This window comes from Pseudomonas izuensis, from assembly GCF_002356535.2.
Classification (GTDB): domain Bacteria; phylum Pseudomonadota; class Gammaproteobacteria; order Pseudomonadales; family Pseudomonadaceae; genus Aquipseudomonas; species Aquipseudomonas izuensis.
The window spans coordinates 5,482,067-5,504,230 of the sequence record NZ_AP017423.2; the positions used below are offsets into that span (position 1 = coordinate 5,482,067).

The window sequence follows — 22,164 nt, forward strand, 5'->3', positions numbered from 1 at the left end:
CCCAGTACCGGACGCGCACTGTACGATTTCCATACATCTGCACGTTCTATGAATACGCGCTGAAGGAGGGGTGGGTGGAGCGTCTGCCCTTCCCCCATGAAGAGCGCACCGTCAAGCGCGAAGCGGACTTCCTTGTGCATGTGGATGCCAGTGGCGGCAAGGCCATGGCAAGGGGAGCGCTATTGATCGCTCCTTTTGGTTCACGGCCAATTGATTTTTATCAACCGCAGGCTCAACAGAGCCCCTTTCAATCTGGTGGCGGTAATGGTTTGACGATCATCAAACTGCACGGTGCCCGGTTCAACACGCTCTCAGCGGTACTGCCGATAAACCGGTTATGTTCGTGAGGATAAACCGTGCCCAGCACCACCATGTCAAAGGCATTCTGTTGAGCGAAAAGCCCGATGACTTTGTGGGGGATGCCCGTCAGTGAATGCCGGCGTGTATTCTTGATGCAATAGCGCTCGGCAAGCGCATCCATGGCCTCTTGCTGGGCATCCTCAATCGCGTCTCTCAAACTGTCATCCAGACTGCCTGTCGGCACGCTCATCGGCGTATCGCTCATCACAGACCAACGACTGACGTTGAGCATGTGCAGTACAGCACCGCAGCCCGCCGCTAGCGTAGAGGCCAGATCGAGTACCCGGTCGTTCAATCCCCGGGTCATCTCTTCCAGATGGGATAGATCGATCGCAGCAAGAATTTTCAATGGTTTAGGGTTGGCGGCACTGGTCACCAGGTGTAAGTGGGCCGGACACTCGCGCAGCAAGTGCCAGTCCAAAGGTCGGTGAAAGGCCCGGTCGAGTGCCGGCACGTAATGGGTATCCTTGATCACCAGATCCGGAAGAAAGTCATTCACATACTCCAGCAGGTGCGCCAGGCTCGACCGGGCCCAGACCACTTCAGTGGTCACCTGCATGCCGGTGCATCGTTGAAACCGGGCTTGCTGCTCCAGCCAATGCCGGTGTACCTGGAGATAACCTTCCCGTGCCTGGGCCATCGCATCGTGGTCAAGCAGACCGGCCACCGCAAGCGCCGGAACATAATCGAACGCGACGATGTGCAGCAACGCACCGGTTGCACAAGCCAAGGCACGCGCACGCTCAAACGCCGGAGTCAGGGTCATTTCGCTAGGGGCTATCAATAGAATGCGTTTGAGTTTGAGCATCACACACCGCCCCCTGAAACCATTGACCTGTCTGCTTGCAAGCCCGACTTTCTTTCATTGGGCCCGAGGCAACCCTTGCTACTTGCGATTCGCCTTCTCCAGCATCCGCCTGGCACGTTCGTTCGCCTCATCGGCGGTGCTTTGCGCCTGTGCGGCCGCTGCCGTTGCCTGCTCAGCCTTTATGAATGCCTCATCGGCCCTGAGTCGTGCCGTTGCAGCATTGTTTTCGGCGGACTCCAGACGTGCGTCGATCTCCTGGGCGTACTTGTGACTGCAACCGACAGTCGTCGCCAGCAGAATGCCCAGCAATGTAATGGACAAACTCTTGCTCATGATCTTCACCCTCGGACTATCACAACTGGAAACCTGTGGTTCGAGTATCTTGCGTAATCCGGCGGGAACACTGATTTTTATCAATTAAATCGTTGGCTATTGCTGGCAATACCTCTTCCTTTCGGCTCATGAAACCATTGTTGATTTACCTCAACGACTTTCCCGTTCTCAGGCGTAGAAAACACAGACCGGCAATGACAGTTCGCCATAACCCTCGGACCTTACAGTGGAGGTCCGCATGAGCGACTTGAGCCTGCGTAAAACCAGTCTGGAATAGCTTGAATTCCAGCCCGACACCGCTGGAGATCCGCCATGCTGGCAGTCACGCTGATCAATACGCTCGTGGTCATCATCGTCGTAGCGATCCATTACGAATGTCTGCTGCGCCTGAATGATTGGCTGCCCCGACTCAAGCTGTGGAGCCGTTTTAGAATTGTCGTTGGGGTATTCGGCGCACTGCTGGCCCACGCCACAGAGGTCTGGTGTTTCGCATTGGTCTACTACCTGATGGTGCACTCCGGTCGTTGGGGTAGCCTGACGGGCAACTTCGACGGTTCGCTGATGGACTGCGTTTACTTTTCCTTCACGACGTACACGACGATCGGCTTCGGTGATATTTCGCCGGTGGGCAACCTCAAATACTTGACCGGCCTGCAAGCACTGACCGGGTTGGTACTCATCACGTGGACCGCATCCTTTCTGTTTCTGGAAATGCAGAAGTACTGGAAACGAAAATAATCCCTTTTCAATCCATATCAGATTCAACTGTCGGCCGCTAAGAGCAGGCTATCGACAAATTGTCGAGTTGACGGTGTGACATCAAGCCCCGTACCGATTCGATCTATACCGCCAGGACGCAGCATGGCACCTGATACAAGATATGCTCGGTCGTGCTGCCCACAAGCTTGTGCACCCCATGGGACTGGACCCTGCCCATCACGATCACATCCACGTGGTGTTGATTAGCGAACTCGCTCAGCGCCGTGACCGGATGCCCCAGAATGAAATGTCGACGATCAGAGGGCACGCCGAAGTGGAAGGCCAACCTCAGGAAGGACTTTTCCAAGTCCCTGCGTAGCGCTTTGGTAAGGTCAGCGAGCTTCAGGCCACCCATGTCCGCCAGATAATCTGCCGCAACATCGCAGGCGTACAATAAATGCAACTCGGCTTCACACTGCATGGCAAGGCTGGAGGCCTGCTTGATAATCCGCTCATTCAGTTCGTTGTCGGCTGACTCATTGTCTGACACCTCAACCGCCGCCACCACTTTGCGCGGCAACACAAAGCCGCTGCCACCCACCAGAAAAATCGGTACCGGACAATGGCGCAGCAGATGCCAGTCCAAAGGTGTGAAAAAGGCCCGTTTGAGCGCCGACTCATGCTGAATCTCCTTGATCAACAGGTCGGGTTGCAGCTCCACAACGTGGTCAAGAATGTCCTGTTTCATATCCTCGGCCCAAACCACCTCGGTGGTCACGTCAATATCTCTATCCCGCAGGCTTTTTGCCTGCGTCTTGAGCCAGTCGCGATGGTCCTGAAGGTAGCGCTCCCGAGCCGGTTCTCGATCACCTTCTTCAAGCAGCGATAACCATTTGAAAGAGGGGATTAGCGCCGCGATATGCAAACTCGCGCCGCTGGCCTTGGCCAGCGCTGCCGCATGGTTCATGGCTGAGGAATAGCGCAGGACAGGGTTAAGAATGAGTAACAACCGTTGATACTGGCTCATGATGGGTCTCCAGTCAGATCATCATTTCAAGCAAGCTGCGATCCTGAACGTCGGCAAATCATCGCTCGATGCTGCCTGCCAGATCGAGATCCCGGCGCCTGATGAGGCTTAGCCGGAACATCGGCATCAAAGCTTTCCTCGATTCTGAGAGCCTGAAGCGTTCATGACTTGATTTACATCAACTCTCAAAGATTGCGTTTAAGTTGAATGGCGCTGGCGTCCAAGGAGCATTTTGCCAACGGAACGGCGCTCCGACCCGTTCGTCTATTACATCCACATTAAGTTGGATCTAATGAAAAGCTGGGCAATTAGAGCACCTATGCTTATTCCAATTACCCGGGGCATGCAGATTATGTCGGACGCCAAGCCGTCTCAAAGTCACTACCTCAAGTCTGCATGCTCCAATTGCAGTGTGTTGGAATTGTGTCTACCACTAGGCCTGACCGGTGTGGAAATCGAGCGTCTGGACACACTGATCATGCAACGACTTAAGGTCAAAAGAGGCGCAGCACTCTACCGTGCAGGCGATCCGTTGCGCTCGCTCTATGCCGTCCGAATCGGTTCGTTCAAAACCAGCGTGCTTTCAATCGATGGTCGCGAGCAAGTCACTGGGTTCCAGATTTCTGGTGAAATACTCGGTCTGGACGCCATCAGCACCGATCTACATGCCTGCGACGCGGTAGCTCTGGAGGACAGCGAGGTCTGCCCCATCCATTTTGCTCACCTGGAAAAACTTGCCCGAGAACTGCCTTCATTGCAGCACAACCTGAACAAAATCCTCAGCCGTGAAATCGTTCGCGATCACGATATGCTGATGATGCTGGGCAACATGAACTCGGATGAACGCCTGGCCGCTTTTTTGCTGAATATGTCACAACGCTTGAATACGCGGGGTTATTCGTCCAGCAGCTTTGTGCTGAAAATGCGTCGGGAGGAAATAGGCTCCTACCTGGGCCTGCGCCTCGAAACCATCTGTCGGGGCATCGCGCACCTGCGTGACCAAGGACTGGTGGCAATAACCGGACGCGACGTCAACATCATGGACCTGGACGGGCTCAAGCAACTGATCGTGGGCTGCCAACGTCACCTGAAGTGACGCCTGGAGAATCTTCATGCGCGCCATGGCCCTGCATCGTCCCGGCCAGCCGTTACAACCGCAAGAGCACCCTATTCCAACGCCTGGTTCACGGCAACTATTGATCAACGTCCTGGCCTGCGCGGCACACTTGGCCATCCAGATCGCCCCTGGACGCGGACAGTAAACTGCGGCATCACCCGTCTTTCCCTGAACGATGCCAATCCGGCGCTGGAACGCTTACGGACCGGCCAGTTCAACGGCGCAATCGTGCTCACTCCCTGACGTGCTGCCTGACCGCCAGAATGCTCCCCGGCACAGAATACAGCGCCCGCTCTGTATTGCTGCCAATCAGCCGGTCGATTCCCACCCGATGCACAGTGCCCATCACCACCACATCGGCCAAAAATTCCTCGACGAATCCACTGATCACCGGCACCGGCAGCCCCATGACGAAATGGCGTCGTTCAGGCGGCACGCCGTAACGCTGCGCCAGTGTAATAAACGCCTGGTGCAAGGATTGACGCATCTCCTCGATGAAGTCCACACCCCAACCTCCCCCGGCCAGTGGCGCGTCGCTGTTGAAGAGGGGCGACAAGTCATAGGCGAACAACAGGTGTAACGGCGCATCACATTGCAGTGCCAGGGCATTGGCGGTCTGGATGATGGTGTCATTCAAACCGCTGATTTGAGTTGCCGGATCGAACGGGTCCACTGCCGCCACGATCCGGTGGGGCAAGCTGTACTGGACGTGGTTGACCAGGTGCACGGCGACCGGGCACTCACGCAACAAGTGACAATCGAGCGGGGTAATAAACACCCGCTTGAGCACAGGTTCAAGGGTTACATCCTTGATCAACAGGTCGGGCTTGAGGTCTTCGACCGTCCTCAAAATATCCAGCAGCGGATGGGTGGTGAAGACGGCTTTGACCGTCACCTCCAGATCCAGGTCGCTGAGCCGATCGAACTCTTCGGCCTCCCAGCGGCGGTAGCGACGCAAATAGCGCTGCTGCTCTGCATCGTCGACTTTTTCCTCCCACAAATGCACCACCGGCGTCGGCTCTACAAAGGCCCGCACGTCCAGAACTGCCCCGGCGGCCTTGGCCAGCGCGACGGCACGCTGCACCGCCGGGGACTGCTGAAGGCCTTGATCGACGATCAGCAGCAACCTTTGATATTGACTCATCACACACCTCCGTTCGACCCGGTCATCACCTGCCGGCATGCTTCCACACTGCGCTCTGATACTTCGAGCAGGTTGATTTACATCAAACCGGCACGAATTGACGCCCCAGACACCCGTCTCTGATCCAGATCAAATTCCAGCGCAGACAGCGGCGTAAAAAAGGAATCAATCGCGGCGTTTTGCCGCCCGATCACCTTTTAAACCGCACTGGAGGAATACCCCATGCTCACCGTCAAAGACCACAATGATCGGGCAGCGGCCGTCTACGCTGCGGTCAACGGCCAATACTGGATCGAAGCGCTCAGGGACGGCCGCCACGTGCTGATCCGGCCGCTGACGGAAAAGGATCGCGACCGTGAATATGCCTTCATCAAACGGCTTTCGCCCGAATCCCGGCACATGCGCTTTCTCGCGCAGTTCAGCGAACCCAGCGATGCGATGCTCAATCAATTGATGGATACCGACGACAGTCTGCGCCTGGCCTACATCGCCCTGGTTCACGACAACGGTGAACTGGTCGAGATAGGCGTCAGCCGCTATGCGGCGACTGGCGACCATGTTTGTGAATGCGCTGTTACGGTCGCCGACGAATGGACGCACCTGGGGCTAGGCACATTACTGATGCACCATTTGATCAAGGCAGCCCGGAAAAACGGCTTTCGCCAGATGTATTCGGTGGACGCCTCCAGTAATTTGCCAATGCGCGACTTGGCCAAGGCACTGGGTTTCGAGACGCACAATGATCCCGACGACACCCGTCAGGTCATCCATAGTCTTTACCTGTAAAAATTGCCCCGCGATGTTCCGGCCAACGGTCCATCGCGGGGCAATTCCCGCCCTCAGGATTGCAGCATTCGTCCCGGCTTGATCGCCAGCACACTGCACGGCGCCCGATGCAAGAGCTGCTCGGCCGTGGTACCTAAAAGTTTGCTCAACCCCTTGTGCTGCACCGTGCCCATGACGATGACATCCGTGCCGTGCTCGGCGGCGAATTCACAAATACTCGCCACGGGGGCACCTTCCTTGAAGTGACAATGTTCCACAGGCACGCCGTGGCGTGCAGCGATGGCCGCGAACGCCTCGTGTTGGGCCGTCCCCAACACTTCATTGATCTCGGAGGCTAGCGCAAACGAGGCAAAGCCCATCTCCTGCACGTATGCAGCTGTCCAGTCATACACGTGCAGCAATTCAAGGTTGGCATCAAAGACCGCGGCCAGTTTCGCCCCTGAGTCGATAATCTGGTCGTTGAACACACGGTCCTGCTCCTCATCGCGCAACACATCAATGATGGCCAGTACGTTACGTGGCCGGGGATTCAGGGAATTGGTCACCAGATGCACCGGCACTGGACAGTCGCGCAGCAACTGCCAATCCAGCGGCGTGAAAAACACGCGCTTTAACGCCAACTCTTCCTGCGCGTCCTTGATGATCAGCGTCAGCGGCATTTCATTAATGAACGCCAGGATTTCCTCGTACGCCTGCTGAACCCACACCACCTCGCTGGTGACTTCCACGCCATGCTTGCTCATCAAACCGGCCTGATCCGCGAGCCATTGCCGATGGGTTTGCAGATAGCCGTCCCGGGCCAGGCTGAACTGTTCCGGGGCGAACATCCCGGCTACCGCCAAGGCCTGTGAATAGTCGAACGCCACGATGTGCAACGGCAAATGCATCGCCAGCGCCAACGCCGCGGCCCGGTCGAATGCCGGGGTACGAGTCATGGCTGAAGGGGCGATCAAGAGTAAACGCTGAGTCTGCGACATGGGACACCTCCGCACGCGTTCATTTCAATCCGGTAGTAGAGCCATAGATTGATTGTTACCTGTTCTGACCACTTGATTTTTGTCAGTTACGCGTGCGATGTCCGTCAGCCCCCCCACATCGCCGGCGTTAGCAACATCTGGTCCGCAACCGAACCATCACCCAGCGCTGACCCACGCCACCACAGATTGGCTGATGGAATAGCTGCTGATCGCAATCAGCAAACCCGTGCAGCTCCCGTGCTGGTCCAAAGGGTTACACCACGAGGTCGGCCCGGGCCCCAGGGCCAGGCATCCGTTTGGTGAACGCTACCGGGGAAGGAGGAGTTGGCCAGACATGCGGCGCTTCGATGCGTGCCTTGAGTTGGCCAACGAAAGCCTGTGCTTCTCCCAGGCTATTGAAGTTCACTTGCAGGGCATCCATGCGCACGACCCAGCAATGGTTTGTCGGTTTCTCCGTGATATCAATGATCATAAATACCTCCGTTCGACATCTAGATTCGCCCCGCATACCCTCACGGCGTAATCGCGACCTTCATCACACCGTCCCGTTGGTGTGCAAACAACTCATAAGCCGCCTCGATATCATCAAGTTTGAAACGGTGAGTCACCAGCGGCGACAGGTCCACGCCACCGCTCTGGACCACCGCCATCAAGCGGCGCATGCGTTCCTTGCCGCCGGGACATAGGGTGGTGACGATGCTGTAGTCGCCCAACCCTGCGGCAAAGGCATCGAGGGGAATTTGCAGATCGCTGGAGTAAACACCCAGGCTGGATAGTCGACCACCCGGGCGCAATACCCGCAGCGCGGATTCGAACGTCCCCTGGGTTCCCAGTGCCTCGATGGACACATCGACACCCCGACCATCGGTCAGGGCCATGATCTGCTCGACCACGTTACCGTCCTTGAAGTTGACGACATGGGTCGCGCCCAACCGTCGTGCGACGCTCATCCGTTCAGCCACGGCATCGACACCAATGATCGTTGTCGCGCCTTTGAGTCGTGCACCCGCCACCGCACAGAGGCCTATTGGCCCTAAGGCAAACACGGCTACCGTATCGCCGATGGTCACTTCACCCCGCTCTGCCCCGGAAAACCCGGTGGACATGATGTCCGGGCACATCAACACTTGCTCGTCACTGAGTCCGTCGGGAATCGGACACAAATTGGCGATGGCATCCGGTACCAGCACGTACTCGGCCTGGCAGCCGTCGATAATGTTGCCGAACTTCCAGCCCCCGATGGCACGGAAACCATGGCGGGTATCTGGTCCATCCTGTGACCCGCAACCACACAGGCAGGCATAACTTTGCCCGCTGGGCGTGATGGCACCAGCAATCACCCGCTGCCCTTCGACAAAGCCGCGCACCTGCGAACCGAGACGCTCAATGATGCCCACCGGCTCATGGCCCACGGTCAGGCCCTTGGCCACTGGATATTCACCGCGCAAGATGTGCACGTCGGTGCCGCAAATGGTCGTGGTGGTGATACGGATCAATGCATCCTGCGGCCCGACTTCCGGGATGGGTTTGTCTTCCAGCACGATCCGGTTCTGTTCAACGAAAACAGCCGCTTTCATGGTTGCCATGGTGATCCCTCTTTTGCCTGCGCAAGCCAACGTTCAGCACGAGCCTAAAGACTGCGCCGGGGCGACGGACGAAAAATTGATAATGGTCAACAATTTCGTCACTGGACGAGGCCCGGGCAACCGCACGTCGGGCCACATCATCCGTCCCCATTCCATTTGACAAATGTCAACCTTCTGCCCCCAGTCGAAAGCAGGATAAGTGCAAGGCTTCATTGCCCAGTACCGCAGCCATTGCGGCAAGCCATTGCGCGTTTACCTACTGGAGACCTCCCATGTCTGATCAATCACGTTTCATGCTGGTTGTCTCGCCGTTGATGGAAAACAGCCCTGCCTTCGACCGGGCTGCCGCACTGGCCAAGGCTTCGGACGCGGCACTGCACATCGTAGCGTTCGATTACCTCGAAGGGCTGGCGACTGCCGGGATGGTCAACGAACAAGCGCGGGAACAGATGCGGCTGGGCTATGTCGAGCGCCATCGTCAATGGCTTGAGGACCAGGCTAGACCGTTGCGCAAAATCGGGGTTCACGTCACCACTGAAGTGGTCTGGGTGGAGAACCCCTTGCAGGAAATCCTCATTCATCTCAAAGAACAGCCGATGGCCGTATTGATCAAGGCGCTGGAACACGAATCCCTGCTGTCACGCCTGATGTTTACCCCATTGGATATCCATCTGCTGCGCGAATGCCCGGTGCCGCTGCATTTTGTCAGTCATATGCACCATGCATTGCCGCGCAAAATCGTCGCCGCAGTGGACCCTTTTCATCGTGATGACCAATACGAAGGTTTCAACGACAGGATTCTGCGCGAGGCGTCCAAACTGGCCGCCACCTGCAACGCCGAGCTCGATGTGATCTACGCCCATGACCTTTCATCCATCAGCGCAGATGAATTCGGTTTCAGTAATGGCTCCGCATTCTTTTCTTCGAGCAAAGCCAAGACCCTGTTCGACGCTCAAGCTGAAGCGTTCGGCGAGCTTTCGGAGCGCAACGGGATTGCGCCGGAGCACCAGCACATGATTATGGGCAATCCGGCCAAGGTGCTTTCCAGCTATGCCGGGGCTTATGACACTGACGTCATTGTCATGGGACGCGTAGGTCACCGCGCCATGGAGCGGTTAGTGGGCAGCACCGTGGAACATCTGCTGTACAAGATGCCCTGCAGCGTGTGGGTGGTATCGCCAGAAATAATTTGAATGATGGTTCACCACCTATCAAAAGAAATACGAGACGGGAGAATGAGAAATGAGCGCTCAACCGATCAAAGCCGCCAACCTGCTTCTTGTCTGCCTACTTTCCCTGGTACCCGTAGTCGCGGGAGCCGACACGCTTGAACGGGTGCGCAACAGTCATTCAGTGGTTCTGGGGTATGTGCCTGACTTCGCACCGTTCAGTAACCAGGCGGGTGACAAGGTCAGCGGATATGCGATCGACCTCTGTCAGGACATCTTCAACTCAATAAAAACCGAGTTGAACCTGCCCTCATTGCAAGTTCGTTATCAGCCAGTTCAGTTGGGCGAAGAAACCAGCGCCGTCAGTACTGGAAAAGTCGACATTCTGTGCACGCCGACGCCAGTAACTCTGGAGCGTCGTAAAACAGTCAGCTACTCAATTCCTGTCTACACGGCCGGCCTCTCGGCTGTAGTCAACAAAAAAGCGCCTAACTCGCTACTTATTGCCCTGAAAGGTGAAGTGGCCAAAACCGGCCCGACCTGGCGCACAGACATCAATCGCGCACTGGCCAACATGACTTATGCCACGATCGCGGGCGGTGTCACCGAGCAGTGGATCAATCAACAAATGCGATCCTTGGGGGTGGTCGCCACGCTCGTCACGGTGCAAGACACTGGCGCTGGTCTCAAACGCGTTGCCGAAGGCAAGGCAGATGTCTTCTTCGCCGAACGCACGATGCTTAAACATGAACTCGCCGACAACAACGCCACCGGGAATCTTGTGCTGCTCGATCGCATTTTCGAGTACGCAACGACCTCAATGATGGTCAATCGAGACGATGAAAACTTCCGTCTGCTGGTCGATCGCGCCCTAAGCGAAATGTACCGTACTGGAGCGATTGAACGGGCATACGACAAGCATTTGGGAGGCGTCAACGATACATCCCGGATGCTGTTCAAGCTCTATGCCCTACCTTGATGACGATAGGAGGCCAGGATAGAAACCACCAAGGACGGTTTAGACCCAGGAGCATCTCTGCCGTGTGCCCCCAGCGGCAAAGCGTTGACTTAGCATTCCAATCCCGCTGGGTGGCGTCCGAACACATGTTCCCCCCATAGGCGGGGGAGCCTCATTTTTTGGGGGGGGAACTCGGGGACAGTTTTCGTCTGAAAGCAGTCGCCTGGAACGCCGCGCTACAGGTCCAAGGCTTGCATCCAGGCAGCCTTCACTTAAATGGCTTAATTATTGCGTTAGGACTCCTACGAGCTCTTGAGTTTCGAAGCTCCCAAAATGTTGCCAAACCCTAAAATAAAAGAACGGTAATGGGAGTCTAGTGTCATGTGGATTCACATCTTGATGCGTACGATTGTCTTCCTGACGATCATCTTCAGCATCGGTTTGTTGTTTACCATTGCCATCCTTTATTTGCTTTGAACCATCGACAAAAAAGAGGGTGACCGAATCTTCAAAGGTGCATCTACTGGGGCCAGCAGCGATAGATCTACATCCCATGATGTTTATCCACCTCATCCATGAATCGGGCCAGATGTTGTTGAGCCTGGTCTAGTGAGCGAAGGAACTTGCCCGATAGCAGGTTCCTCATTGAAGGTGCTCAGTTACGCTGGCCCTTGGCCTCCACCTCCTTCTCCACTTCCTGAATGTACGCTTCTACCGATCGCACCTTTTCCAAGAGCTCTTTGCAAGCGTCTGAATAACGGTGCGATTGGACTTCTGCACCGTTCATGATCGCGCAGTGATACTTATTGTCGAATCTGATATCGATCCCAGTGGTTTCAGCGCCAACCCCCCCTCGGCTTTCGTCACGTTGGCCAGCACTTTGTAATCGATCTGGATAGGGTTTCCGGGGATGTCGGTCCGCACGAGCTGGCAGGTGCGAGCCAGCAAAGCCCTGAGCAATCTGGGGTTCACATTCTTCAGTGCTTCGTTTGCTCCGAAGGCTGAATAGACCCAGCTGAATCATTGTCCGTCGTAGACTAACCTCCACCTCTGACGAACGCTTAAGTGAGGGGTTGCCATGAGATTGCAATGAGGCAGATTGGCAGTCGTTCACCCGTTCCACGCGTAAAAAATAAGTTAAAAAAGTCAGATTAGGTAAGTGACTGATTTATGGAAGATAAAACACATGTAACTGTTAGCAGGGTTCCGGAAGTTATGAGTGAACCGATCAAGCCCGACGCCGCCAGTCACGCCGCGGCGCAACGACAACGCGCCAGCCAGTTGGCGCAAGCCATACGCGGTGAACTGCAAAAAGCCGTGATCGGCCAGATCAATGTGATCGACGATGTGCTCACGGCATTGATTGCCGGCGGCCATGTGTTGCTCGAAGGTGTCCCGGGGCTGGGCAAGACCCTGTTGGTGCGGGCACTGGCGCGCTGCTTCGGCGGCGAATTCGCACGCATCCAGTTCACCCCGGACCTGATGCCCAGCGACGTCACCGGGCACGCGGTGTACGACTTGCAGACCGAGCAATTCAAACTGCGCAAGGGTCCGCTGTTCACCAACCTGTTGCTGGCCGACGAGATCAACCGTGCCCCGGCGAAAACCCAGGCCGCGTTGCTCGAAGCCATGCAGGAGCGGCAAGTCACCCTGGAAGGTCGCGCCCTGCCCATCGCGCAACCCTTCATGGTGCTGGCCACACAAAACCCCATCGAACAGGAAGGCACTTACCCGTTGCCGGAAGCCGAGCTGGATCGCTTCATGCTCAAGGTGCGCATGGACTATCCCGACGCCGGGCAGGAGTTGGACATGGTGCGCCAGGTCAGCCGCTCGACCCGCGCCGACATGCTCGACGTGCAGCCGCTGCGCACAGTGTTGCAGGCCAAGGATGTGCTGGCCTTGCAGCGCATCGCCAGTGACTTGCCGATGGATGAACAGGTGCTCGATTACGCCGTGCGCCTGGCCCGCACCACCCGGAGCTGGCCAGGCCTGACCCTCGGTGCCGGGCCCCGGGCCTCGATTGCACTGGTCCGTTGCGCAAGGGCGCGGGCCTTGTTGCGCGGTGGCGAGTTCGTGATTCCGGATGACATAAAAGGTTGTGCGCTGTCGGTGCTGCGCCATCGCGTGCGCATCGCACCGGATCTGGACATCGAGGGGCTGGAGGTGGATCAGGTGCTGCGGCAATTGCTCGATCAAGTGCCGGCGCCGCGCCAGTGAAACCATCGCGCCTGCTGCTGCTCTGGCTGGCCCTGCTGTTGGTCATCGGCATCGTGCTGGGCGCCTTGCAGGCACTGGATTTTGCGCTGCCGTCTTACCTGTCGCGGATCAATTGGGGTCTGCTGTTGGCGCTTCTCGCGCTAGCGCTAATCGATGCCATCCGCCTCAAACGCTTGCCCTCACCCCGCGTGCGACGGCACATGCCCGGCAGCCTGTCGCTGGGACGCTGGGGGGAAGTACGACTGGAGCTTGAACATGACTTCGTTCAGCCGCTGGACCTGAAACTCTTCGACCATGTACCGGACGGCCTGGGCTTCGAAAACCTGCCGCTGACGCTGTCATTGCAACCCGGCCAACGCAGCCTGAGCAGTTATCGCCTGCGCCCGCTCAAGCGTGGTCACTTCCGTTTCGAGCACTGCGAAGTCAACCTGCCAGGTCCGTTGGGCCTGTGGACCGATAAACGCTTGCTGCAGGTACCGGACCAAACGCGCGTCTATCCCGACTTCGCCCGCCTGTACGGCGGCCAACTGTCGGCGGTGGACCACTGGCTCAACCAACTTGGCGTACGCCAACGCCAGCGCCGCGGACAGGGGCTGGAATTTCATCAACTGCGCGAGTTTCGCGAGGGCGACAGCCTGCGGCAAATCGACTGGAAAGCCACCGCCCGCCAACGTACGCCGATTGCCCGGGAGTATCAGGATGAACGCGACCAGCAGATCATTTTCATGCTCGATTGCGGCCGCCGCATGCGCAGTCAGGACGATGAGCTGGCGCATTTCGATCATGCGCTCAATGCCTGCCTGCTGCTGAGTTACATCGCGCTGCGCCAGGGCGATGCGGTGGGCCTGAGCACTTTTGCCAGCGATCAACCGCGCTACCTCGCCCCGGTGAAGGGCAGCGGGCAACTCAATATCCTGCTCAACACCGTCTACGACCTCAGCAGCAGCCAGCGCAGCGCCGACTATCAAGCGGCCATCACCCAATTGCTCGCCCGACAAAAACGCCGGGCGCTGGTGGTGCTGGTGACCAACCTGCGCGATGAGGACGATGAAGAGCTGCTCACGGCCGTCAAACGATTGGGCAAGCATCATCGGGTACTGGTCGCCAGTTTGCGCGAAAACGTGCTCGACCACATTCGGGAATCACTAGTGCAGACCTTGCCCGAGGCGTTGGCCTATTGCGGCACGGTGGATTACCTCAATGCACGGGTTGAACTGCATGAGCGGTTAAGTGCACATGGGGTGCCGGTGCTGGATGCGCGGCCCGGAGAGTTGGGTACGAAACTGGTGTCGCAGTATTTGAGCTGGAAGCGTAGTGGGAGTGTTTGATCTGCCTGCTGGATGCCCATCGTCTGCACTGGCGCCTTCGCGAGCAAGCCCGCTCCCACATGGGATCTTCAGTGAACATGGTATTTGCGAAACACACAGATCAACTGTGGGAGCGGGCTTGCTCGCGAAGCTCATTCAGGCCGAAGCCGGCAATGTCTGAAAACTGAAGTACTGCTTCAACGCCCCCACCAATTGTGCATATTCCGGCGGCGCCTGTTGCAGGCTGAACCCGGCGTCATAGTGGCGGGGGGTGGCGTCTTCATGGCACCACAGGCAGCACGCCCGCAGGTCAATAACCTGTTGGCAGCCATCGCTGGCCGGGATCTTCAGGCGCAAATCGAAGTCCGCGCCGATCATCATCGGCAACTGGCTGATCAGCATCAGCCCGTCTTCGGAGACATTGCCCAGATAGCCGATGGGTTTGTCGGTGATGCTGTTGAACACTTTCAGAAAATACGGCAGTTGATGCCGCTCGATCCGGCGGTCGGTGAACATGCTGAATTCGCTACGCAAGGCCCTTAAGCAGGACCGCACTAATGCTTCGGAACAGGCCAGCCTACTGATACCCAGGCATAAACCGCCCGCTCTCCCCGTTCCCGGTGCGACAGTCCATCAACCGCTGCCGCTTACGCCTGCCGATCACAGGTGTTACGTCAGTTTAGAAACTAGGCTCTAAACTGGTCTATTCGACTATAGCTCACCGCCGCCGGTCGGCCAGCTATTGAAGGGCAACCCGAATCAGAACTGCGTCGGGCGCACCGCTGCGGCACTGCGGGTGGGGTAGTGACCCAGGCTCTGCAAGGTTTCCAGACGGGCGCGGGCGCGGTAGGCGTATTCGCTTTGTGGATAGGAAGCGATGATGAATTGATAGGTCTGGGCGGCGTCGATGAACATTTTCTGCCGCTCCAGGCACTGACCGCGCATCATCGACACTTCCGGCCAGACATAAGGCCGTGCACGGCTGTCACGCTCGACCTTGGACAACTCGAGCATCACCTGCTCGCAATTGCCACGGTCGTAGGCGCTGTAGGCATTGTTCAAATGATGGTTCATGGCAAAACGGGTGCAGCCCGTGACGCTTGCAACACTAAGGGCAAGGGCAGCAATGTGTACGAATCGCATGGGAAATCTCCTGTCTTGAACGCTGTATCGACCCGAGGGCGCAAATCTTCAGGCCACCTGGCACAAAGTTGCGCGTTCAATAAAGAAAGAAAAAAGTAGTGCAAACGAACAATGACTACACCCCGAGACCATAGTAGCCTCACTCAGCGCTTGAACTCAGGAGTCTTTGCATGTCCGTCCGTCGTACCAAAATCGTCGCTACCCTTGGCCCGGCCAGTAACTCGCCGGAAGTTCTCGAACAGCTGATTCTGGCTGGCCTGGACGTCGCCCGCCTGAACTTCTCCCACGGCACCCCCGACGAGCACAAGGCTCGCGCGAAGCTGGTGCGTGACCTGGCCGCCAAGCACGGCCGCTTCGTCGCCCTGCTGGGTGACCTGCAAGGTCCGAAAATCCGTATCGCCAAATTCGCCAACAAGCGCATCGAGCTGAAGATCGGTGATCAATTCACCTTCTCCACCAGCCATCCGCTGACCGAAGGCAACCAGCAAGTGGTCGGCATCGACTACCCGGACCTGGTCAAGGACTGCGGTGTGGGCGACGAGCTGCTGCTCGACGACGGTCGCGTCGTAATGCGCGTCGACACCGCCACCGCCACCGAATTGAACTGCACCGTGACCATCGGCGGCCCGCTGTCGGACCACAAAGGCATCAACCGTCGCGGCGGCGGCCTGACGGCACCGGCCCTGACTGAAAAAGACAAGGCCGACATCAAGCTCGCCGCGGAAATGCAGGTCGACTATCTGGCCGTGTCTTTCCCGCGTGACGCAGCCGATATGGAATACGCGCGCAAACTGCGCGACGAGGCTGGCGGCACCGCCTGGCTGGTGGCGAAGATCGAACGCGCCGAAGCCGTGGCTGACGACGAAACCCTCGATGGCCTGATCAACGCATCCGACGCCGTGATGGTGGCCCGTGGTGACCTGGGTGTGGAAATCGGCGACGCCGAGCTGGTGGGCATCCAGAAGAAAATCATTCTGCACGCACGTCGCCACAACAAGGCGGTGATCGTGGCGACCCAGATGATGGAGTCGATGATCCAGAACCCGATGCCGACCCGCGCCGAAGTGTCCGACGTAGCCAACGCCGTGCTCGACTACACCGACGCCGTGATGCTCTCGGCCGAAAGTGCCGCTGGTCTGTACCCGCTGGAAGCCGTACAGGCGATGGCACGCATCTGCGTCGGCGCTGAAAAGCACCCGACCAGCAAGACCTCCAGCCACCGCATCGGCAAGGAATTCCAGCGCTGCGACGAAAGCATCGCCCTGGCCACCATGTACACGGCCAACCACTTCCCGGGCGTGAAGGCGATCATCGCGTTGACCGAAAGCGGCTACACCCCGCTGATCATGTCGCGCATCCGTTCCTCGGTGCCGATCTATGCGTTCACTCCGCATCGCGAAGCCCAGGCCCGCGCGGCGATGTTCCGTGGCGTGTACACCGTTCCATTCGACCCGGCCTCGCTGGCACCCAATGAAGTCAGCCAGAAAGCCATCGACGAGCTGGTCAAGCGCGGCGTGGTGGAGAAAGGCGACTGGGTCATCCTGACCAAGGGCGACAGCTACCACACCACCGGCGGCACCAACGGCATGAAAATCCTGCATGTTGGCGACCCGATGGTCTGAGTGACCGGTTGCTGAAAGACAAAAGCCCCGCCATGTGAATGGCGGGGCTTTTTGCTTTCTGATCCTGGTGCTGTGTTGCCTGGGCTGACGCTTTCGCGAGCAGGCTCGCTCCCACAATGGTACGGCGTAGCCTGCTCGCGAAGAGGGAGGCCCAGTCACCATAGATTTCAATGCCTGTTGATAAACCCGGACAACGCCGCCATCGCCTCCGGCGAACGCAATCGCTGGGTAAACAACGCCCCCTCTTCTTCTATTACCTTGCGCAACAATTCCCGATCCGGGGCTTTCATCAACTGCTTGCTGATCCGCACCGCCTCAGGTGGCAAAGACTCAAAGCGCAGGGCCATCTCCCGAGCCTTGGCCAACGCCTCTTCGCCACTGCCCAAGGCTTCGGACGCAATGCCCCATGCCGCAGCCTGTTCACCGTTGAATCCTTCGCCCAGCAGCAACAATTCCGCCGCTTTGGCCTGCCCAAGCAGACGCGGCAGGAGCAAGCTGGAGCCGAATTCCGGGCACAGGCCAAGGTTGACGAACGGCATGCGCAAGCGTGCGTCACGGCTGACGTAAACCAGATCGCAGTGCAGAAGCAGCGTCGTGCCAATCCCCACGGCAGCGCCCGCCACGGCGGCGATCACCGGTTTGCGGCATTCAAGCAGGTTGAGCATGAAGCGGAATACCGGGCTGTCGAGGTTGTTCGGTGGTTGCTGGATGAAGTCAGCAATGTCGTTGCCGGCGGTGAAACACTCGCTGGAGCCCGTGATCAGCACGGCGTTGATTTCAGGGTCGCTATCGGCCTGCTTCAGCGCTTCGGCCAGATGGTTGTACATTGCACGGGTCAGGGCGTTTTTCTTTTCCGGGCGATTGAGGCGCAGCGTCAGCAGGCCGCGTTCGCGTTCAATCTGGATGGCATCGGTCATGGTCGGTCTCGCGTCTGGAATTCAGCGCTCAACCACGGGGCAGGAAGACATCGGCCAGCAGTTGATTGCGCGGCAGTCCCGCCAGATACAGGCGCCGGGCAAAGGCGTCAACGCTGTCGGGGGCTCCGCAGAGTAGGGCCAGGGTTTGCCGGGAGACAAGGCGCAGTTGCGCCAAAACCGCTGGCAACTCGGCCGCGGTCCATAGCTCGATACTCAGGTTCGCACGGCTGGCAGCCATGGCTTGCAACGGCTTGGCCAGATAATGCTCATTGCCATCATGGGCCAGGTGAATGACGCGAATTGCGCCCCGGTGATCATGGCGCAACGCTTCGCGCAGCACACCGAACAGTGGCCCCAGCCCCGTGCCGGAGGCCATTAGCCACAACGGTCGATCATGCCAGTCCGGGTCATAGTGCAAGGCCCCGCCGCGCAATTCGCCAAGGCGGATCGGATCGCCGATGTTCAGCTGACGCGCGGCATCACTGAATTCACCCGGCAGGCGACAATCGAGGTGAAACTCCAGGAAGCGGTCGTCTTCCGGCAGGCTGGCCAGGGAATACGGTCGCGCCACATTACCCACCCACAACACCAGATGCTGGCCGGCGCTGTAGCGCAAAGGACGTTGTGGGGTCAGGCGCAAACGTAACACGCTGTCGCTCAACCAATCGACGGCCGCGACCTCGGCCGGGCGGCCGTCCTGTTGCGGGTCGAAAGTGTGCACCTGCAAGTCCTCGACCACCTGGCACTGGCACGCCAGGCGCCAGCCTTGCTGGCGTTGCTCCGGACTCAAGGCATCGGGGCGGCTGTCGCTCGGCAGCCCTTGTACGCACTGCACCAGGCACGCATGACAACTGCCGGCGCGACAGCTGTAGGGCACTGCCACACCGTTCTGATTCAGGGCATCGAGCAAATTGCTGCCCACCGCCACCGACCAATGGCGCTCGCCGACACGCAGCTCAGGCATCGACGTTTTCCCACGCTGCCGCGCAACGGTTGCGCCCGTCACGCTTGGCGCGATACAGCGCCTGATCGGCCCGCTGCAAGGCTTCGTCGAGATCCTCGCCCGGCTCCAGCAGGGTCATGCCCGCGGACAGGCTGAGATTGCGTACGTTCAGACCGATCAACTCGACATCGGTGAACGCGATGCGCAACCGCTCGCAGCACAGGGTCAAACTGTCGGCATCGCAGTCGGGCAGCAGCACTACGAACTCTTCGCCGCCGTAGCGGGCCAGGACGTCACCTTCGCGCAAGCAAGCGGTGGCCACGCCGGCAAAGGCTTGCAGCACTTGATCGCCAGCGGCATGACCGTGCAGGTCGTTGATGCGTTTGAAATGGTCGAGATCGATCAGCGCCAGGCCATGCATAACGCCGGTCTCCATGGCATTGAGCTCGCGGGAGGCCAGGCGCAGGAAATGCCGGCGATTGAACAGGCCGGTCAACTCGTCGGTGGCCACGAGGTCTTCGAGCTGGCGCATCATCCCGCGCAATGTGTCCTGGTGAGCCTGCAAGGCAAAACGGCGCTGGCGCATGCGGTGGCGCGAGGCCTGGACATAACCGGCATAGAGCACCAGCCAGACCAGCACGATCAACAGCACGCACACCTGCAACGCCGCCAGGGCCGGGTCGGGCAGCTGGAAGTGATAGCCCTCCCACAGCGTGATCGCGCTGAAACTTAAAAACACCAGCAAGGCGCATCGCAGGAATGAGCGACGGGACAGGTGGAACAACCCGAACAGCAGAATCAATACATAAAAAACCAGGAATGCCCCGCGCGCATCGTTCAGATGGGCAATCAGCCAGGTTTGCCAACCCAGCCCCAGCAACACCTGGGTTTCGGTCATGCTGGGGTCGGCGAAGCGCAGGTTGCAGCCGGAATAGAATATTGCGAACAGCGTTGCCTGGCTGATCACCACCAGCGCGCTGCCAATGGCCACGCCCGATAGCGTGTCCTGAAAGTGACCGGTAAAAAACGCCAGCCACAGCAACAGCAGAGCCAAGGCATAGGTGCCGGCCGCGAGGGCAAAACGTTTGAGCAACAGTCGCTGGATGGCGTTATGGGTCAATCGTTGACTCACCGAATGAAAGGAGACTGACAGAGCGTCCTACTCTACAGACCGTATGTCACTTTAGTGGCGTGGCCGATAAATGACCATCGATTTTCTGGCCCCCACGTCCTTGTAGGTGCTGGCTTGCCAGCGAAGACGGCGTGTCAGACGACAACTGTATCGCCTGTCAGGTCGCTTTCGCTGGCAAGCCAGCGCCTACAAGAGGTTATGCGTATCTATGCGACCAACGATTGACTACCGGCGCGTGTGCCCTTGAGCGAGGCGCGGTATACTGCCGCGCCTTTTTAGCGTCGCGCCAGCATGCCCGGCGTGCCTTGAAAGGTGCTTGCAACCGACCGATGCACCCAAGCTGCAAGCACCTTATTGAATGTTCCCGTCTTTTAGAGGAGCGCGACTCATGACCGTGATCAAGCAAGACGACCTGATTCAGAGCGTTGCCGACGCCCTGCAGTTCATTTCCTATTACCACCCCGTGGATTTCATCCAGGCGATGCACGAGGCCTACCTGCGTGAAGAATCGCCGGCAGCCCGCGATTCCATGGCGCAGATCCTGATCAACTCGCGCATGTGCGCCACCGGCCACCGCCCGATCTGCCAGGACACCGGCATCGTGACCGTGTTTGTCCGCGTGGGCATGGACGTGCGCTGGGATGGCGCGACCATGGGCCTGGACGACATGATCAACGAAGGCGTGCGTCGCGCCTACAACCTGCCGGAAAACGTCCTGCGTGCTTCGATCCTCGCCGACCCGGCGGGTGCTCGCAAGAACACCAAGGACAACACCCCGGCCGTTATCCACTACTCCATCGTTCCGGGTAACACCGTGGAAGTGGACGTGGCGGCCAAGGGCGGCGGTTCCGAGAACAAGTCGAAGATGGCCATGCTCAACCCGTCCGACTCGATCGTCGACTGGGTTCTGAAGACCGTTCCGACCATGGGCGCCGGCTGGTGCCCACCGGGCATGCTCGGCATCGGCATCGGCGGTACTGCCGAGAAAGCCGCGGTAATGGCCAAGGAAGTGTTGATGGAATCCATCGACATCCACGAGCTGAAAGCCCGCGGCCCGCAGAACCGCATTGAAGAAATGCGCCTGGAGCTGTTCGAGAAGGTCAACCAGTTGGGCATTGGCGCCCAGGGCCTCGGTGGCCTGACCACCGTGCTCGACGTGAAGATCATGGACTACCCGACCCACGCCGCTTCGTTGCCGGTGTGCATGATCCCGAACTGCGCCGCCACCCGTCACGCGCACTTCGTGCTCGACGGTTCCGGCCCGGCCTCGCTGGAAGCGCCACCGCTGGACGCCTACCCGGAAATCGTCTGGGAAGCCGGTCCTTCGGCCCGTCGCGTCAACCTCGACACCCTGACCCCGGAAGAAGTGCAGAGCTGGAAGCCGGGCGAAACCGTCCTGCTCAACGGCAAGATGCTCACCGGTCGCGACGCTGCGCACAAGCGCATGGTCGAGATGCTGAACAAGGGTGAAACCCTGCCGGTGGATCTGAAAGGTCGTTTCATCTATTACGTCGGCCCGGTTGATCCGGTTCGCGAAGAAGTGGTTGGCCCTGCCGGCCCGACCACCGCTACGCGGATGGACAAATTCACCCGTCAGATCCTTGAGCAAACCGGCCTGCTGGGCATGATCGGCAAATCCGAGCGCGGCCCGACCGCCATCGATGCGATCAAGGACCACAAAGCCGTTTACCTGATGGCAGTGGGCGGCGCGGCTTACCTGGTGGCGCAAGCGATCAAGAAATCCCGCGTCGTGGCGTTTGCCGAACTGGGCATGGAAGCGATCTACGAGTTCGACGTCAAAGACATGCCAGTGACTGTTGCAGTCGACAGCAAGGGCGAGTCGGTACACATCACCGGTCCTGCCATCTGGCAGAAAAAGATCAGTGAAAGTTTGGCGGTGGAAGTGCAGTAAGCACCTC

The 22,164-nt window shown here is 58.5% G+C and carries 21 protein-coding genes; 9 read left to right on the forward strand and 12 right to left on the reverse strand.

Annotated elements, in window-relative coordinates:
• Nucleotides 1–247: 247 nt before the first annotated feature.
• Nucleotides 248–1,168: a universal stress protein gene (locus LAB08_RS24420; RefSeq protein ID WP_096509316.1), complete on the reverse strand. Its 921-nt coding sequence runs from the start codon at nucleotides 1,166–1,168 to the stop codon at nucleotides 248–250.
• A 78-nt stretch (nucleotides 1,169–1,246) separates the two neighbouring features.
• The gene (locus LAB08_RS24425; protein ID WP_096509315.1) at nucleotides 1,247–1,501 is read right to left on the reverse strand and encodes an Lpp/OprI family alanine-zipper lipoprotein; all 255 of its coding nucleotides are present in this window, start codon (nucleotides 1,499–1,501) and stop codon (nucleotides 1,247–1,249) included.
• Nucleotides 1,502–1,813: 312 nt separating this feature from the next.
• Between LAB08_RS24425 and LAB08_RS24430 the strand changes: the two genes are divergently transcribed.
• Nucleotides 1,814–2,239 (forward strand): potassium channel family protein, encoded by a 426-nt coding sequence (locus LAB08_RS24430; RefSeq protein ID WP_096509314.1) that lies wholly within the window; start codon nucleotides 1,814–1,816, stop codon nucleotides 2,237–2,239.
• 103 nt (nucleotides 2,240–2,342) lie between these two features.
• Here LAB08_RS24430 and LAB08_RS24435 read toward each other — a convergent pair whose 3' ends face one another.
• Nucleotides 2,343–3,227 (reverse strand): universal stress protein, encoded by an 885-nt coding sequence (locus LAB08_RS24435; protein ID WP_096509313.1) that lies wholly within the window; start codon nucleotides 3,225–3,227, stop codon nucleotides 2,343–2,345.
• 352 nt (nucleotides 3,228–3,579) lie between these two features.
• Between LAB08_RS24435 and LAB08_RS24440 the strand changes: the two genes are divergently transcribed.
• Complete coding sequence (locus LAB08_RS24440; RefSeq protein ID WP_096515210.1) at nucleotides 3,580–4,323, forward strand: helix-turn-helix domain-containing protein; 744 nt, start codon at nucleotides 3,580–3,582, stop codon at nucleotides 4,321–4,323.
• 253 nt (nucleotides 4,324–4,576) lie between these two features.
• On the opposite strand, the gene LAB08_RS24445 is transcribed toward LAB08_RS24440, so the two are convergent.
• Nucleotides 4,577–5,488 (reverse strand): universal stress protein, encoded by a 912-nt coding sequence (locus LAB08_RS24445; RefSeq protein ID WP_096509312.1) that lies wholly within the window; start codon nucleotides 5,486–5,488, stop codon nucleotides 4,577–4,579.
• A gap of 222 nt (nucleotides 5,489–5,710) precedes the next feature.
• Between LAB08_RS24445 and LAB08_RS24450 the strand changes: the two genes are divergently transcribed.
• Nucleotides 5,711–6,274 (forward strand): GNAT family N-acetyltransferase, encoded by a 564-nt coding sequence (locus tag LAB08_RS24450; RefSeq protein ID WP_096509311.1) that lies wholly within the window; start codon nucleotides 5,711–5,713, stop codon nucleotides 6,272–6,274.
• A 53-nt stretch (nucleotides 6,275–6,327) separates the two neighbouring features.
• Here LAB08_RS24450 and LAB08_RS24455 read toward each other — a convergent pair whose 3' ends face one another.
• The 3 genes from LAB08_RS24455 to LAB08_RS24465 form a co-directional block, all read right to left on the reverse strand.
• On the reverse strand, nucleotides 6,328–7,251 hold the full coding sequence (locus LAB08_RS24455) for a universal stress protein (RefSeq protein ID WP_096509310.1): 924 nt from the start codon (nucleotides 7,249–7,251) through the stop codon (nucleotides 6,328–6,330).
• 253 nt (nucleotides 7,252–7,504) lie between these two features.
• Nucleotides 7,505–7,723, reverse strand: coding sequence for a hypothetical protein (locus LAB08_RS24460; protein WP_096509309.1), 219 nt, complete (start codon nucleotides 7,721–7,723; stop codon nucleotides 7,505–7,507).
• Nucleotides 7,724–7,763: 40 nt separating this feature from the next.
• The gene (locus tag LAB08_RS24465) at nucleotides 7,764–8,837 is read right to left on the reverse strand and encodes an NAD(P)-dependent alcohol dehydrogenase (protein ID WP_096509308.1); all 1,074 of its coding nucleotides are present in this window, start codon (nucleotides 8,835–8,837) and stop codon (nucleotides 7,764–7,766) included.
• 272 nt (nucleotides 8,838–9,109) lie between these two features.
• Here LAB08_RS24465 and LAB08_RS24470 point away from each other — a divergent pair, with 272 nt between their 5' ends.
• The 4 genes from LAB08_RS24470 (at nucleotide 9,110) to LAB08_RS24485 (ending at nucleotide 14,509) form a co-directional block, all read left to right on the forward strand.
• Nucleotides 9,110–10,030, forward strand: a complete 921-nt coding sequence (locus LAB08_RS24470) for a universal stress protein (protein ID WP_096509307.1) — start codon at nucleotides 9,110–9,112, stop codon at nucleotides 10,028–10,030.
• 49 nt (nucleotides 10,031–10,079) lie between these two features.
• On the forward strand, nucleotides 10,080–10,985 hold the full coding sequence (locus LAB08_RS24475; RefSeq protein ID WP_096509306.1) for an amino acid ABC transporter substrate-binding protein: 906 nt from the start codon (nucleotides 10,080–10,082) through the stop codon (nucleotides 10,983–10,985).
• Between the two features lie 1,194 nt (nucleotides 10,986–12,179).
• Nucleotides 12,180–13,181: an AAA family ATPase gene (locus LAB08_RS24480; RefSeq protein ID WP_096509304.1), complete on the forward strand. Its 1,002-nt coding sequence runs from the start codon at nucleotides 12,180–12,182 to the stop codon at nucleotides 13,179–13,181.
• Nucleotides 13,178–14,509: a DUF58 domain-containing protein gene (locus tag LAB08_RS24485; protein ID WP_096509303.1), complete on the forward strand. Its 1,332-nt coding sequence runs from the start codon at nucleotides 13,178–13,180 to the stop codon at nucleotides 14,507–14,509. The genes LAB08_RS24480 and LAB08_RS24485 overlap by 4 nt, the downstream gene beginning before the upstream one ends.
• A 135-nt stretch (nucleotides 14,510–14,644) precedes the next feature.
• Here LAB08_RS24485 and LAB08_RS24490 read toward each other — a convergent pair whose 3' ends face one another.
• Both LAB08_RS24490 and LAB08_RS24495 read right to left on the reverse strand, forming a co-directional pair.
• The gene (locus tag LAB08_RS24490) at nucleotides 14,645–15,004 is read right to left on the reverse strand and encodes a PilZ domain-containing protein (protein WP_096509302.1); all 360 of its coding nucleotides are present in this window, start codon (nucleotides 15,002–15,004) and stop codon (nucleotides 14,645–14,647) included.
• 243 nt (nucleotides 15,005–15,247) lie between these two features.
• Entirely contained in the window at nucleotides 15,248–15,631 is a 384-nt protein-coding gene (locus tag LAB08_RS24495; RefSeq protein ID WP_096509301.1) for a tetratricopeptide repeat protein, read from the reverse strand.
• Nucleotides 15,632–15,801: 170 nt separating this feature from the next.
• Here LAB08_RS24495 and pyk point away from each other — a divergent pair, with 170 nt between their 5' ends.
• On the forward strand, nucleotides 15,802–17,253 hold the full coding sequence (pyk, locus tag LAB08_RS24500; RefSeq protein WP_096509300.1) for a pyruvate kinase: 1,452 nt from the start codon (nucleotides 15,802–15,804) through the stop codon (nucleotides 17,251–17,253).
• A 167-nt stretch (nucleotides 17,254–17,420) separates the two neighbouring features.
• Here the strand turns inward: pyk and LAB08_RS24505 are convergent, their stop codons facing one another.
• From LAB08_RS24505 to LAB08_RS24515, 3 genes are read right to left on the reverse strand one after another with little or no spacing between them, the layout of a single operon-like run.
• Complete coding sequence (locus LAB08_RS24505) at nucleotides 17,421–18,170, reverse strand: enoyl-CoA hydratase-related protein (protein WP_096509299.1); 750 nt, start codon at nucleotides 18,168–18,170, stop codon at nucleotides 17,421–17,423.
• 28 nt (nucleotides 18,171–18,198) lie between these two features.
• Nucleotides 18,199–19,134 carry an iron-sulfur-binding ferredoxin reductase gene (locus LAB08_RS24510; protein WP_096509298.1) on the reverse strand — a complete coding sequence of 312 codons (936 nt, stop codon included), beginning with the start codon at nucleotides 19,132–19,134 and terminating at the stop codon, nucleotides 18,199–18,201.
• Entirely contained in the window at nucleotides 19,127–20,233 is a 1,107-nt protein-coding gene (locus tag LAB08_RS24515) for a GGDEF domain-containing protein (RefSeq protein WP_096509297.1), read from the reverse strand. The genes LAB08_RS24510 and LAB08_RS24515 overlap by 8 nt, the downstream gene beginning before the upstream one ends.
• Nucleotides 20,234–20,633: 400 nt before the next feature.
• Here LAB08_RS24515 and LAB08_RS24520 point away from each other — a divergent pair, with 400 nt between their 5' ends.
• Complete coding sequence (locus LAB08_RS24520; protein ID WP_096509296.1) at nucleotides 20,634–22,157, forward strand: fumarate hydratase; 1,524 nt, start codon at nucleotides 20,634–20,636, stop codon at nucleotides 22,155–22,157.
• The last annotated feature ends 7 nt before the right edge of the window (nucleotides 22,158–22,164 follow it).

Excerpts from the sequence above, each read along its gene's own strand:
- LAB08_RS24420 (WP_096509316.1), bottom strand. The coding sequence starts at position 1,168 with ATGCTCAAACTCAAACGCATTCTATTGATAGCCCCTAGCGAAATGACC.
- LAB08_RS24425 (WP_096509315.1), bottom strand. The coding sequence starts at position 1,501 with ATGAGCAAGAGTTTGTCCATTACATTGCTGGGCATTCTGCTGGCGACG.
- LAB08_RS24430 (WP_096509314.1), top strand. The coding sequence starts at position 1,814 with ATGCTGGCAGTCACGCTGATCAATACGCTCGTGGTCATCATCGTCGTA.
- LAB08_RS24435 (WP_096509313.1), bottom strand. The coding sequence starts at position 3,227 with ATGAGCCAGTATCAACGGTTGTTACTCATTCTTAACCCTGTCCTGCGC.
- LAB08_RS24440 (WP_096515210.1), top strand. The coding sequence starts at position 3,580 with ATGTCGGACGCCAAGCCGTCTCAAAGTCACTACCTCAAGTCTGCATGC.
- LAB08_RS24445 (WP_096509312.1), bottom strand. The coding sequence starts at position 5,488 with ATGAGTCAATATCAAAGGTTGCTGCTGATCGTCGATCAAGGCCTTCAG.
- LAB08_RS24450 (WP_096509311.1), top strand. The coding sequence starts at position 5,711 with ATGCTCACCGTCAAAGACCACAATGATCGGGCAGCGGCCGTCTACGCT.
- LAB08_RS24455 (WP_096509310.1), bottom strand. The coding sequence starts at position 7,251 with ATGTCGCAGACTCAGCGTTTACTCTTGATCGCCCCTTCAGCCATGACT.
- LAB08_RS24460 (WP_096509309.1), bottom strand. The coding sequence starts at position 7,723 with ATGATCATTGATATCACGGAGAAACCGACAAACCATTGCTGGGTCGTG.
- LAB08_RS24465 (WP_096509308.1), bottom strand. The coding sequence starts at position 8,837 with ATGGCAACCATGAAAGCGGCTGTTTTCGTTGAACAGAACCGGATCGTG.
- LAB08_RS24470 (WP_096509307.1), top strand. The coding sequence starts at position 9,110 with ATGTCTGATCAATCACGTTTCATGCTGGTTGTCTCGCCGTTGATGGAA.
- LAB08_RS24475 (WP_096509306.1), top strand. The coding sequence starts at position 10,080 with ATGAGCGCTCAACCGATCAAAGCCGCCAACCTGCTTCTTGTCTGCCTA.
- LAB08_RS24480 (WP_096509304.1), top strand. The coding sequence starts at position 12,180 with ATGAGTGAACCGATCAAGCCCGACGCCGCCAGTCACGCCGCGGCGCAA.
- LAB08_RS24490 (WP_096509302.1), bottom strand. The coding sequence starts at position 15,004 with ATGTTCACCGACCGCCGGATCGAGCGGCATCAACTGCCGTATTTTCTG.
- LAB08_RS24495 (WP_096509301.1), bottom strand. The coding sequence starts at position 15,631 with ATGCGATTCGTACACATTGCTGCCCTTGCCCTTAGTGTTGCAAGCGTC.
- pyk (WP_096509300.1), top strand. The coding sequence starts at position 15,802 with ATGTCCGTCCGTCGTACCAAAATCGTCGCTACCCTTGGCCCGGCCAGT.
- LAB08_RS24505 (WP_096509299.1), bottom strand. The coding sequence starts at position 18,170 with ATGACCGATGCCATCCAGATTGAACGCGAACGCGGCCTGCTGACGCTG.
- LAB08_RS24510 (WP_096509298.1), bottom strand. The coding sequence starts at position 19,134 with ATGCCTGAGCTGCGTGTCGGCGAGCGCCATTGGTCGGTGGCGGTGGGC.
- LAB08_RS24520 (WP_096509296.1), top strand. The coding sequence starts at position 20,634 with ATGACCGTGATCAAGCAAGACGACCTGATTCAGAGCGTTGCCGACGCC.